This is a genomic window from Pseudomonas sp. 2995-1 (assembly GCF_002742505.1).
GTDB classification, from domain to species: domain Bacteria; phylum Pseudomonadota; class Gammaproteobacteria; order Pseudomonadales; family Pseudomonadaceae; genus Aquipseudomonas; species Aquipseudomonas sivasensis.
Window position 1 is genome coordinate 297732 of record NZ_LJSA01000319.1, and the last position, 11654, is coordinate 309385.

The window sequence follows — 11654 nt, forward strand, 5'->3', positions numbered from 1 at the left end:
TTGCATAAGAAACATTCGTTGGATTGATCATAGTGCCACGCACACACTGACGTCATCCCCAAGGGAGGGCGAGAAGATGAAAGGTCAGAATGGTTTTGCGTTGATGGCGAAGTGGCCGTTTGCCGGGTTGTTTCAAACCGTAGCCCGTTGGCAAGCATTGCACGAAGAGCGCCGAATGCTGGCGAGCATGAGCGATGAAGCGCTCAAGGACATCGGCCTCAGCCGCGCCGATGTGGAACAGGAGAGCCATCTGCACTTCTGGGAAGACCCGCTGCGAAAATGACTCCGGATGCAGTAGGGTAGGTCGCGCGCCTTCAAGGAGATTCCCATGCCCGCCGACCAGTCTTTTTCCCTCAAGCAAGCTCGACGCATGGCGCTGGCGGCCCAAGGTTTTTCCGGGCGCCAGCCGCCTGCAGAGATCAAGTCCGCGCACCTCAATCGACTGATCGAACGCCTCGGTGTATTGCAGATTGATTCGGTCAACGCTGTGGTGCGTTCCCATTACCTTCCGCTGTTTTCCCGTCTGGGTCGCTATTCTCCTTTACTGCTTGAGCAGGCCGCTTGGAGCCAGGGCCGGCGGCGTTCGCTCTTCGAATATTGGGGGCATGAAGCCTCGCTGTTGCCCATGGCGCTGTACCCCTTGATGGGTTGGCGCATGGCGCGGGCGCAGCAGGGGCAAGGCATTTATGCGCAGATGGCGCGTTTCGGAAGGGAACAGCAGTCCATCATTCAGCGTGTGCTGAAGACCGTCGAACAACAGGGCGCCCTCGGTGCCGGTAGCCTGTCCACCCGCGAAGAGCGCGCAGGTCCCTGGTGGGACTGGAGTAATGAAAAGCACGCGCTTGAATGGTTGTTCGCCGCCGGCCTGGTGACCGTTGCCGGTCGTCGTGGTTTCGAGCGCCTTTACGACTTGCCCGAGCGCGTCATCCCTGGCGACATCCTTAAGCAAGCCCCGTTGACTGAAGCCGAGGCCCAACGCGGCTTGTTGTTGCACAGCGCCACCGCCTTGGGGGTGGGCACCGAAAAAGACCTGCGTGATTACTTCCGCCTCGATCCCGCCGACAGTCGCAAGCGTCTGGCCGAATTGGTCGAAGAGGGGCAATTGCTGGTTTGCCAGGTGCAAGGCTGGAAGCAACTGGCTTACTGCCTGCCAGAACCGAAAGTGCCGCGCAAAGTATCGGTGAGTGCGCTGCTGTCGCCGTTCGATTCGCTGATTTGGGAGCGCAGCCGCACAGAGCGCCTGTTCGATTTCCGTTACCGGCTTGAGATCTACACCCCGCAAGACAAACGGGTGTATGGCTATTACGTGCTGCCGTTTATGCACAACGAACGTATTGCGGCGCGGGTGGACCTGCGAGCGGAGCGCGCCAACGGGCGTTTGGCGGTGCATGCGGTGCACGAGGAAGAGCCGGGGTTGGATGATGAAGGGATGCTTGCGCTTGCGCTGAACCTGCGGCAGATGGCCGATTGGTTGGGGCTGGAACAGGTACAGCTCAATTGCCAGCGCCCGAGCGCCGCTCGGTTGCGGCTTGCGATGCTCAATGGCGGCGCTGGTTTCTAGGGCGCCATCGGGAGCAAGCGCCCTCCCACACTTGGAATGCGTTTCCCTGTAGGAGGAGGCTTGCTCCCGATGGCGTCAATTCTGCCAACTAAAATTTCAGCGTTTGACTTGCTTCAGCGTTTCGGCAATCAGGAACGCCAACTCCAGCGACTGATCGGCATTCATCCTAGGGTCGCAATGGGTGTGGTAGCGGTCCGACAAGCCATCTTCGGTGATCGGGCGCGCGCCGCCGATGCACTCTGTGACGTTCTGCCCGGTCATCTCGATATGAATCCCGCCGGCATAGCTGCCCTCGGCCTGGTGCACCTGGAAGAACTCCTTCACTTCGCCGAGGATCTGCGCAAAGTCGCGGGTCTTGTAGCCGCTGCTGGCCTTGATGGTGTTCCCGTGCATCGGGTCCGAGCTCCACAGTACCTGCTTGCCCTCGCGCTGCACGGCGCGGATCAGGTTGGGTAGATGGTCGCCGACCTTGCCTGCGCCCATGCGCGCGATCAGGTTCAGGCGGCCCGGATCGTTGTTCGGATTGAGGATGTCGATCAGGCGGATAAGATCCTCCGGGTTCATGCTCGGGCCGACCTTGACGCCGATCGGGTTGTTCACCCCGCGCAGGAATTCGACGTGAGCGCCATCCAACTGACGTGTGCGGTCGCCGATCCACAGCATGTGGGCCGAGCAGTCGTAATAGTCGTTGGTCAGACTGTCGCGACGCACGAAGGCTTGTTCGTAGTTGAGCAGCAGCGCTTCATGGGCGGTGAAAAAGCTCGTTTCGCGCAACTGCGGCGAGCTGTCCATGCCGCAGGCGCGCATAAAGGCCAGGGTCTCGTCGATGCGGTTTGCCAGTTGGCTGTACTTCTCTGCCAGGGCGGAGTTGGCGATAAAGTCCAAGTTCCACTGGTGCACCTGATGCAGGTCGGCGAAACCGCCCTGGGCGAAGGCGCGCAGCAGGTTGAGGGTAGCGGTGGATTGGTGATACGACTGCAGCAGGCGGTCCGGATCGGGTACACGGCTTTTTTCGTCGAAGCCGATGCCGTTGACGATATCGCCACGGTAGGCGGGCAGGGTGATGCCGTCGATGGTCTCATCGTTGGCCGAGCGCGGCTTGGCGAACTGGCCGGCCATGCGCCCGACTTTCACCACTGGGCAGCCGGCGGCGAAGGTCATCACAATCGCCATCTGCAACAACACCTTGAAGGTGTCGCGGATTTTCGCGGCGGAAAACTCGACGAAACTCTCGGCGCAGTCGCCGCCTTGTAACAGGAAGGCGCGACCCTGGGTCACTTCGGCAAACTGGCGGCGCAACTCGCGGGCTTCCCCGGCAAACACCAGCGGCGGGTAGCTGGCCAGACTCTGCTCCACCCGTAACAGGTGTGCAGCGTCCGGGTACTGGGGTTGTTGCTGGATCGGCAGGGCGCGCCAGCTGTCGGGGCTCCAGGGTTGGCTCATCATGAACTCGATTGGCTGATTGACGGTCGGGCGCCAATGTTATCAGCAATTAGTGCGTGACCTGCTGCTGCCGGTTGGCCGACAATCGCGCCTTTGCCGTACAGCAAACCCGTTAGGAGTAGTGATGACAGAGGAGCGTGTCGAGCGCCTGCTCGCCGAAGTTCATGATGACTTCGGCATGATCCGTGTGCTCGAAGTGGCCGATTACCGGTTTCTCGAATTCGGCGACGCCATTGAGCAAAGCTGCGTGTTCACTGCAGATCCGAGCTGGCTGGAGTACGACTACACCCGCGCGATGCTGATCGGCGCGTTGTGCCATGAACAGCCGGAGAGCGCCTTGTTCCTCGGTCTGGGCGCCGGTACGTTGACCCAGGCGTGCCTCAAGTTCCTCCCGCTGGAAGACGTCGAAGCCATCGAGCTGCGCCCCGATGTGCCGCGCCTGGCCATTGAGTACCTGGGGCTGGACGATGATCCGCGCCTGTACATCCGCATCGGCGACGCCCTGGAGTTGCTGGAGACCGCTGAATCGGCGGACTTGATTTTCGTCGACCTCTATACCGATGTCGGCCCCGGCGTTGGGCACCTGGCGTGGACCTTCCTGGAAAACTGCCAGAAGAAACTCAACCCCGGCGGCTGGCTGGTGATCAATCAGTGGGCGACTGACGACGGCAAACCGCTGGGCGCGGCGTTGTTGCGTGGGTTGTATCACCGGCACTACTGGGAACTGCCGGTGAAGGAGGGCAATGTGATTTTGCTGGTACCTTCGGAGCTGGATCAGGAGCTGGATCTTGATGCCCTTTCTACTCGGGCTGAGTTGTTGGCGCCGCGTCTGGGGTATTCGTTGCAGCCCTTGATCAAGGCGATTCGGCCGGCTACGTAGTCGCCTGTACCGACGCCATGGGGGGCGAGTCGAATCGTCGCACCGCACGTCCCACACTAGGAACTCATTTCAAATGTGGGAGGGAGCTTGCCCCGATGGCGTCGGTATAGGCGACTCAAATGCCCTTGAATACCCCCGGCCGCTTCTCGACCATCGCGCGCAGGCCTTCCTTGGCATCCTCGCTGTTCAGCAATTTATCCACCATCGGCGGCAGCGCGGCGGCCGCAACGGTTTCGCCTTCCACACGCGCCAGGCGGGCCGACATCAAGGTGGCCTGGACGCCAAGCGGCGCCTGGCGCGCGATGAGACTGGCCAGTTCGATGGCGCGGGGCAGCAGGTCTTCACTGGCCATTACTTCCTGCACCAAACCCAGGCGCAGGGCTTCATGGGCGTCGAACTCGTCGCCGGTCAGCAGCCAGCGCATGGCGTTGCCCCAGCCGGCGATCTGATGAAAGCGCAATGTCGCACCGCCAAACGGAAAGATCCCGCGCTGTACTTCCATCTGCGCAAAGCGGGTATTGCTCGCACACAGGTTGATATCCGCCGCGAGCATCAACTCGATACCAATGGTGAGGCAGTAGCCCTGGGCGGCGACGATCACCGGTTTACTGACCCTGGGGCCTGCGAAAACGCCCCAGGGATCACAGCCTCCCAGCGGCGGTTGCCAGCCGCCCGCCATTACCCCGCTGACATTGGCCAGGTCCAGGCCGGCAGTGAAGTGGTCGCCATGGGCAAATACTACGGCCACTCGTGCGTCATCGTTTCGATCAAATTCGCCATAAGCCAAGCTCAGCTCATTGAGCAAATCCAGGTCGAAGGCGTTGCGCTTGGCCACCCGGTCCAGGCCCAACAGCAGGACATGGCCCTGGAGTTCACGGCTGACGCGGCTGCTGCTGGCTTGATTCATTGGGTGTGCCCTCGGGTGGAGAGAAGGGTTTCAGACCAAAGGTCTTGGTCTAAGGGTGAATCGTTTAAGCCTTATGACCAACAGGGCCGGGCCTTTGAAAAATAGACCCTGGCAGGGTTATCTGCAAAGACTGTGACGCAGCACGGTTTATCGGTGCTTTGCGATAAAAAAAGCTCCCTTTTTCAAGTATTTCCGGTATAGTGCGCGCCGGCCTTTAACCGGGCCGCGTTTAGGTAGCGCAATTCCCCGAAGTCAGCTTCGGCTGCATGTCCGCACAGCGGACTCTTCCTTAACGAATCTTTTTCATTCATTCGTTTTCGCAAATCCCCGCCGACAAAGCAGCCAGGGCGACTCTTGAGTCTCAACACGGCATGCGCAGCTTTGGAGCATGGGTCTTTGCGGATGCACTTAGAGGCAGACCCATGACCCAGGAAACCGGCGGCTTCGCCGCTTTTAATCTTAACCCGAACATTCTTGCTGCCGTCATTGCGACCGGCTACGAAGAACCTTCGGCGATTCAGCAGCAATCGATCCCGATCATCATGGCCGGCCAAGACATGATTGGCCAGGCGCAAACCGGTACCGGTAAAACCGCCGCGTTCGCCCTGCCTATCCTGCACTGCATCGATCCTGCCAAGCGCGAGCCGCAAGCCCTGATCCTGGCGCCAACCCGTGAGTTGGCGCTGCAAGTAGCAACCGCTTTTGAAACCTACGCCAAGCAAATGCCGGGCGTTACCGTTGTTGCCGTTTACGGCGGCGCGCCGATGGGCCCGCAACTGAAAGCCATCCGTAATGGCGCTCAGATCGTCGTGGCTACCCCAGGCCGTCTGTGCGACCACCTGCGTCGCGACGAAAAAGTACTGTCGACCGTGAACCACTTGGTTCTCGACGAAGCTGACGAAATGTTGAAGCTGGGCTTCATGGATGACCTGGAAGTCATCTTCAAGGCACTGCCACCGACCCGTCAGACCGTACTGTTCTCGGCCACCCTACCACAGTCGATCCGTGCCATTGCCGAGCGCCATCTGCGCGATCCGCAACACGTGAAGATCCAGACCAAGACTCAGACCGTTACCGCGATCGAACAGGCTCACCTGTTGGTTCACGCTGACCAGAAGACCTCGGCTGTATTGAGCCTGCTGGAAGTCGAAGACTTCGACGCCTTGATCATGTTCGTGCGCACCAAGCAAGCGACCCTGGACTTGGCCAGTGCCCTGGAAGCCAAAGGCTATAAAGCCGCTGCGCTGAACGGTGACATTGCCCAGAACCAACGTGAGCGCGTGATCGACTCCCTCAAGGATGGCCGTCTGGACATCGTTGTTGCGACCGACGTAGCGGCTCGTGGTCTCGACGTTCCGCGTATCACCCACGTGTTCAACGTTGACATGCCTTACGATCCAGAATCCTACGTTCACCGTATCGGCCGTACAGGCCGTGCCGGTCGCGAAGGTCGTGCACTGCTGCTGGTGACTCCACGTGAGCGCCGCATGCTGCAAGTGATCGAGCGCGTAACCGGTCAGAAAGTTGCCGAAGTCCGCCTGCCGGATGCCCAGGCCGTTCTCGATGCCCGCATCAAGAAACTGACCAACAGCCTGTCGCCTCTGGTGGCTGACGCTGAATCGACTCACGGCGACCTGCTGGACCGCCTGACCGCCGATATCGGTTGCACTCCACGTGCCCTGGCTGCTGCCCTGCTGCGCAAGGCTACAAACGGTCAGGCCCTGACCCTGGCAGCTATCGAGAAAGAGCGCCCACTGGTACCGAACAACGCGCCACGCGGTGATCGTCCAGAGCGTACCGGCGACCGTCCAGACCGTGGTGATCGTGAGCGTCGTGCTCCGGTTCCATTGGCTGAAGGTCGTGCTCGTTGCCGTACCGCGCTGGGCGCGCGTGATGGTATCGCTGCCAAGAACCTGCTGGGCGCTATCCTGAATGAGGGTGGCCTGGCACGTGAAGCGATCGGCCGTATCCAGGTCCGTGACAGTTTCTCCCTGGTGGAGCTGCCGGAAGACGGTCTGGAGAAGCTGCTGACCAAGCTGAAAGACACTCGCGTTGCCGGTAAGCAGTTGAAGCTGCGTCGCTACCGCGAAGATTGATCCGCCCTTGGGCTGATTGATCACACATAAAAAATCCCCGACTGGTTCGGGGATTTTTTTTGCGTCGCTGTTTTAACAATAAAGAGTTAGCCGAAGCGGTAAATGTCCATGCCCAAGGCGCCCATGGTGAAGCCTTGGTGCGCGATGCTGAAGTCCCCTCCAGCGCCACGCGCAAAGTACAGCGGCAACAGATGTTCATCACTTGGATGGCTGCGCACGGCGTGGGGCGCTTGGCGCCGATAGTCGTGCAACGCGGCTTCATCGTTGGCAGCGAGCTTATCCACCACCCAATCCCGGAAGCCCCGCGCCCAAGGTTCGATGCTTTCAGGCCCTGCGTGCCAGTCCAGTTCGCCCAGATTATGCGTGATGCTGCCGGAACCGATCAGCAGTACGCCTTCCTCGCGCAAACTGGTCAAGGCATGCCCGACTCGCGTCTGCAGGGCAGGGCCCATGCGGCTGGGCAAGGATACCTGCACGACTGGGATATCCGCCGCGGGGTACATCAGCGACAGAGGCACCCAGGTGCCATGGTCGAAGGGGCGCTGGTCGTCGATGTGTGCATTCAGTCCGTCGGCGCGCAGCAGCCCGACGATCTCTCCCGCCAACTGTGGGTTGCCCGGTGCGGGGTATTGCACGGCAAACAGTTCGCGGGGGAAGCCGCCGAAGTCGTGCCAGGTTTCGGGTGCGGCGCTGCCGCTGACCAGTAAATCGTGGCTTTCCCAGTGTGCCGATACCACCACTATCGCCTTAGGGCGGGGCATTTCGGCAGCCAGGCGTTGCAAAGCCGGTCCGCTGGCGCCGGGTTGAAGGGCAAGCATGGGCGAACCGTGGGAGATAAACAGGCTGGGGAACATAAGAAGAGTCCTGAGCGTTAACATGTAGCCATCTTCAATCAGATCATTGATCTAAATCTAATATAAGTTTTAGCGCGTTTTGATCGAATTATCGGAGGTGATTCCATGGAGCCCAAGTTTTGGCAGGAGCGCTGGGCGAGAAACCAGCTCGGCTTTCATTTGCCTGAGGTTAATCCTTATTTAGAACGGCATTGGCCTTCGTTGGCGCTCGCGGAGGGCGCCAAGGTACTGGTGCCGCTGTGTGGCAAAAGCCTGGACCTGATGTGGCTGGCCACCCAGGGTCATCGGGTACTCGGCGTTGAGCTGTCAGAGCACGCGGTTGAAGCCTTCTTCAGCGAGCAGAGCCTGACGCCGCGAATCACTCAGCGCGGTGTGTTCACGGTGTATCAGGCTGATTTGATCGAAGTGTGGTGCGGCGATTTCTTCGCCCTCGATGCTGAGGTTCTGGCTGATTGCACTGCGGTCTATGACCGTGCCGCTCTGATCGCCTTGCCGCCGTTGATGCGCTCGCAATACACCGAGCAGTTGAACAACATGCTACGTCCAGGCTGCCAGGGTTTGCTGATCACCCTCGACTACGACCAGACGCAAAAGGCAGGCCCACCGTTTGCGGTGACGGATGAAGAGGTAAAGGTGCTGTTGGGAGCACACTGGAGCCTGCAGGTGATCGAGAAGCAAGACATTCTGGGTGAGAGCTGGAAGTTCGTGCAGGACGGCGTCACGGGCTTGGACGAGCGGGTCTACAGGATCGCGCGGGTATAAAACTGTGCCCACAAAAAAAGGGGCGATCTGATCGCCCCTTTTTTTGCATTACCAGGTATCAGCCCCGACGACGAAGCGCGTCAATACGCTCTTCCAGTGGTGGGTGGCTCATGAACATACGAGCCAAACCCTGTTTGATGCCGCCGTTGATGCCAAAGGCGGTCAGGCTGTCAGGCATATGCACTGGCAGGCCCTGTTCGGAACGCAAGCGTTGCAGCGCGCTGATCATTGCATTGGTGCCTGCCAAGCGCGCGCCGGCTTCGTCTGCGCGGAACTCTCGTTTGCGCGAGAACCACATCACGATCGCACTGGCCAGGAAGCCCAGCACCACTTCGGCAAAGATGGTCGCCACGAAGTAGGCGATACCGCGACCGCCTTCGTTCTTGAAGATTACTTTGTCCACAAAGTTACCGATAATCCGCGCAAAGAACATCACGAAGGTGTTGACCACACCCTGTACCAGCGCAAGGGTAATCATGTCGCCGTTGGCTACGTGACCAATTTCATGCGCGAGTACTGCCTTTACTTCATCGGGTGAGAAGCGTTCGAGCAAGCCCTGACTGACGGCCACGAGCGCGTCGTTCTTATTCCAGCCCGTCGCAAAGGCATTGGCCTCATAAGCAGGGAAAATCCCGACTTCGGGCATTTTGATACCTGCTTCTTGAGACAACTGCTCCACGGTTTGCATCAGCCATTGTTCATGGCGAGTGCGTGGTTGGGTGATGACTTGGGTGCTGGTGCTCATCTTCGCCATCCACTTGGAGATGAACAGCGAGAACAGCGAGCCGGCAAAACCAAAGACCGCACAGAAAATCAGCAGCTGATTGAGGTTCAGATCAACCCCGTTGGCCGCCATGAACCCGTTGAAGCCGAAAAGGCTCAGGGTGATGCTGGCAATCAGCACGACCGCCAGGTTAGTGGCCAAGAACAGCAGGATGCGCATCATGGTTGTAGAGTTCTCCTCATGCTTAATATGTCGCGTACTGCGGGGTATATAAGGTGCGGCATGGGGTGATTCAACCGAGCGACTATTTCAAACTGTGTCCTACAGCCTGAATGTAGAGCTTTGAAGGGATTTTCCGACTAGGAATGTCACCAGAGATGCCCCACTTTTTGCCTCACAACCCTGCAATTATAGGGGGCACGTGGCTTGATAGAGGCAAGTGCCATACAGAAAAAGGGCGAGATCAGAGAAGTGTTGCCAGATAATCGCTGTACGACCGAATGTCGGTCGTACAGCGCAATGCTACTACTGGCGATAGGTCTTGAGGAAATTGCCAATACGGCCAATCGCCATGTCCAAGTCATCTACGCGCGGCAAGGTCACCACGCGGAAGTGATCCGGCCACGGCCAGTTGAACGCGGTGCCCTGAACCACCAACAGCTTTTCCGACAGCAACAAGTCGAGCACGAACTTTTCGTCGTTGAGGATCGGGCATACCTTCGGGTCTATCCGTGGAAAAGCGTACAGCGCACCCATGGGTTTCACGCAGCTCACACCGGGGATCGCATTGAGCAGCTCCCACGTGCGGTTGCGTTGTTCCAGCAGGCGGCCCTGGGGCAGTACCAGGTCATTGATGCTCTGGTAGCCGCCCAGAGCGGTCTGGATCGCATGCTGGCTCGGTACGTTGGCACACAGGCGCATGTTGGCCAGCATGTCGATGCCTTCGATGTAGCTCTGGGCGTTGTGCTTGGGACCGGAGATGGCGATCCAGCCGGAGCGGAAACCCGCCACGCGGTAGGACTTGGACAGGCCGTTGAAGGTCAGGCACAACAGGTCCGGTGCCAGGGAGGCGGTGCATACGTGCACGGCGTCGTCGTAGAGGATCTTGTCGTAGATCTCGTCGGAGAACACCACCAGGTTGTGCTGGCGTGCCAGTTCCAGCATGCCCAGCAGCACTTCCTTGGAATACACCGCGCCGGTGGGGTTGTTCGGGTTGATGATCACCAGTGCCTTTGTGTTCGGAGTGATCTTGGCCTTGATGTCAGCCAGGTCCGGGAACCAGTCGGCGCCTTCGTCGCACAGGTAGTGCACCGGGTGGCCGCCGGCCAGTGTCACGGCAGCGGTCCACAGTGGATAGTCCGGTGCCGGTACCAGCACTTCGTCGCCATTGTTCAGCAGGGCCTGCATGGACATCACGATCAGTTCGGACACGCCATTGCCCAGGTAGATGTCTTCAATACCGACGCCTTCCACCTGCTTCTGCTGGTAGTACTGCATCACCGCTTTACGCGCGCTGAACAGGCCTTTGGAGTCGCTGTAGCCCTGAGCGGTAGGCAGGTTGCGGATAACGTCCTGGAGTATTTCGTCCGGTGCTTCGAAACCAAAAGGCGCCGGATTGCCAATGTTCAGCTTGAGGATGCGATGACCTTCCTCTTCCAGGCGTTTGGCGTGCTTGAGCACTGGGCCGCGAATGTCGTAGCAGACGTTGGCGAGCTTGTTCGATTTGCTGACCTGCATGGCGATGTGATCCTGAAAATGAACGATCCAGACGGTGTGTGCACTACCGTACTGCGAATCCTGCGAGGCCCGCACCCATAAATACGTTTGAATGCCGATAGCGCGGGTGCCAGACTGGCGTTTTGAAGAGGCGCAATCATACGTGCCGCCTGATCCATGGAAAAGACACAGATCAGGCTTTTTCAGTTGCCGAGGTGTACCGATGGAAAAGTTGCAGAAAACCGTAGAAGAGTGGAAGGCCATGCTCGATCCGGAGCAGTACAACGTGTGCCGGCTCAAAGGCACCGAACGGCCTTTCAGCGGCAAGTACAACGGCACCAAGACCGACGGCGTTTACCACTGCATCTGCTGCAATGAGCCGCTGTTCGATTCCACCACCAAATTCGACTCCGGCTGCGGCTGGCCCAGCTTTTACGCGCCGATTGCCGACAGCGCGATGATCGAGATTCGTGATGTCAGCCACGGCATGATCCGTACCGAGGTAACCTGCGCAAAGTGTGACGCGCACCTGGGCCATGTGTTCCCGGATGGGCCGCCGCCGACCGGCCTGCGTTATTGCATCAATTCGGTGTGCCTGGACCTGGTCCCGCGTTAAGCCTGCGTGGTGAGGGAGCATCCTCCCTCACCACGTGCGCCCATAACGGATCATCAGTTTGATCAATTCAATTGCACACAATTGAATTGCCTACT

11 protein-coding genes are annotated in these 11654 nt (G+C 59.2%); 6 read left to right on the top strand and 5 right to left on the bottom strand.

Annotated elements, in window-relative coordinates:
* Window positions 1–76 precede the first annotated feature (76 nt).
* The gene (locus AOA61_RS07555) at window positions 77–283 is read left to right on the top strand and encodes a DUF1127 domain-containing protein (RefSeq protein ID WP_233896991.1); all 207 of its coding nucleotides are present in this window, start codon (window positions 77–79) and stop codon (window positions 281–283) included.
* Between the two features lie 45 nt (window positions 284–328).
* The gene (locus AOA61_RS07560; protein WP_099601462.1) at window positions 329–1561 is read left to right on the top strand and encodes a winged helix-turn-helix domain-containing protein; all 1233 of its coding nucleotides are present in this window, start codon (window positions 329–331) and stop codon (window positions 1559–1561) included.
* A gap of 96 nt (window positions 1562–1657) precedes the next feature.
* Here the strand turns inward: AOA61_RS07560 and AOA61_RS07565 are convergent, their stop codons facing one another.
* A complete protein-coding gene (locus tag AOA61_RS07565) occupies window positions 1658–3004 on the bottom strand; it encodes a class II 3-deoxy-7-phosphoheptulonate synthase (protein WP_032889037.1) in 1347 nt (448 codons plus the stop codon).
* Window positions 3005–3128: 124 nt separating this feature from the next.
* On the opposite strand from AOA61_RS07565, the gene AOA61_RS07570 reads away from it, so the two are divergent.
* Window positions 3129–3884: a spermidine synthase gene (locus AOA61_RS07570; protein WP_032889040.1), complete on the top strand. Its 756-nt coding sequence runs from the start codon at window positions 3129–3131 to the stop codon at window positions 3882–3884.
* Window positions 3885–3999: 115 nt separating this feature from the next.
* Here the strand turns inward: AOA61_RS07570 and AOA61_RS07575 are convergent, their stop codons facing one another.
* Window positions 4000–4791, bottom strand: coding sequence for a crotonase/enoyl-CoA hydratase family protein (locus AOA61_RS07575; protein WP_099601463.1), 792 nt, complete (start codon window positions 4789–4791; stop codon window positions 4000–4002).
* Window positions 4792–5213: 422 nt separating this feature from the next.
* Here AOA61_RS07575 and AOA61_RS07585 point away from each other — a divergent pair, with 422 nt between their 5' ends.
* Complete coding sequence (locus tag AOA61_RS07585; RefSeq protein ID WP_027606997.1) at window positions 5214–6887, top strand: DEAD/DEAH box helicase; 1674 nt, start codon at window positions 5214–5216, stop codon at window positions 6885–6887.
* 86 nt (window positions 6888–6973) lie between these two features.
* Here the strand turns inward: AOA61_RS07585 and AOA61_RS07590 are convergent, their stop codons facing one another.
* Window positions 6974–7741 carry a class III extradiol ring-cleavage dioxygenase gene (locus AOA61_RS07590; protein ID WP_099601464.1) on the bottom strand — a complete coding sequence of 256 codons (768 nt, stop codon included), beginning with the start codon at window positions 7739–7741 and terminating at the stop codon, window positions 6974–6976.
* A 105-nt stretch (window positions 7742–7846) separates the two neighbouring features.
* Between AOA61_RS07590 and AOA61_RS07595 the strand changes: the two genes are divergently transcribed.
* Complete coding sequence (locus AOA61_RS07595) at window positions 7847–8503, top strand: thiopurine S-methyltransferase (RefSeq protein ID WP_099601465.1); 657 nt, start codon at window positions 7847–7849, stop codon at window positions 8501–8503.
* A gap of 58 nt (window positions 8504–8561) precedes the next feature.
* Here AOA61_RS07595 and htpX read toward each other — a convergent pair whose 3' ends face one another.
* Window positions 8562–9449, bottom strand: coding sequence for a protease HtpX (gene htpX / locus AOA61_RS07600; protein ID WP_032889053.1), 888 nt, complete (start codon window positions 9447–9449; stop codon window positions 8562–8564).
* Between the two features lie 303 nt (window positions 9450–9752).
* Window positions 9753–10964: a pyridoxal phosphate-dependent aminotransferase gene (locus AOA61_RS07605; RefSeq protein WP_032889055.1), complete on the bottom strand. Its 1212-nt coding sequence runs from the start codon at window positions 10962–10964 to the stop codon at window positions 9753–9755.
* A 202-nt stretch (window positions 10965–11166) separates the two neighbouring features.
* On the opposite strand from AOA61_RS07605, the gene msrB reads away from it, so the two are divergent.
* The gene (gene msrB / locus AOA61_RS07610; RefSeq protein ID WP_032889057.1) at window positions 11167–11559 is read left to right on the top strand and encodes a peptide-methionine (R)-S-oxide reductase MsrB; all 393 of its coding nucleotides are present in this window, start codon (window positions 11167–11169) and stop codon (window positions 11557–11559) included.
* Window positions 11560–11654 lie beyond the last annotated feature (95 nt).

Bases quoted from the DNA above. Each gene is read 5' to 3' on its own strand.
- AOA61_RS07560 (WP_099601462.1), top strand. From the start codon at position 329: ATGCCCGCCGACCAGTCTTTTTCCCTCAAGCAAGCTCGACGCATGGCG.
- AOA61_RS07605 (WP_032889055.1), bottom strand. From the start codon at position 10,964: ATGCAGGTCAGCAAATCGAACAAGCTCGCCAACGTCTGCTACGACATT.
- AOA61_RS07595 (WP_099601465.1), top strand. From the start codon at position 7,847: ATGGAGCCCAAGTTTTGGCAGGAGCGCTGGGCGAGAAACCAGCTCGGC.
- AOA61_RS07555 (WP_233896991.1), top strand. From the start codon at position 77: ATGAAAGGTCAGAATGGTTTTGCGTTGATGGCGAAGTGGCCGTTTGCC.
- AOA61_RS07590 (WP_099601464.1), bottom strand. From the start codon at position 7,741: ATGTTCCCCAGCCTGTTTATCTCCCACGGTTCGCCCATGCTTGCCCTT.
- AOA61_RS07575 (WP_099601463.1), bottom strand. From the start codon at position 4,791: ATGAATCAAGCCAGCAGCAGCCGCGTCAGCCGTGAACTCCAGGGCCAT.
- msrB (WP_032889057.1), top strand. From the start codon at position 11,167: ATGGAAAAGTTGCAGAAAACCGTAGAAGAGTGGAAGGCCATGCTCGAT.
- AOA61_RS07585 (WP_027606997.1), top strand. From the start codon at position 5,214: ATGACCCAGGAAACCGGCGGCTTCGCCGCTTTTAATCTTAACCCGAAC.
- AOA61_RS07570 (WP_032889040.1), top strand. From the start codon at position 3,129: ATGACAGAGGAGCGTGTCGAGCGCCTGCTCGCCGAAGTTCATGATGAC.
- htpX (WP_032889053.1), bottom strand. From the start codon at position 9,449: ATGATGCGCATCCTGCTGTTCTTGGCCACTAACCTGGCGGTCGTGCTG.
- AOA61_RS07565 (WP_032889037.1), bottom strand. From the start codon at position 3,004: ATGAGCCAACCCTGGAGCCCCGACAGCTGGCGCGCCCTGCCGATCCAG.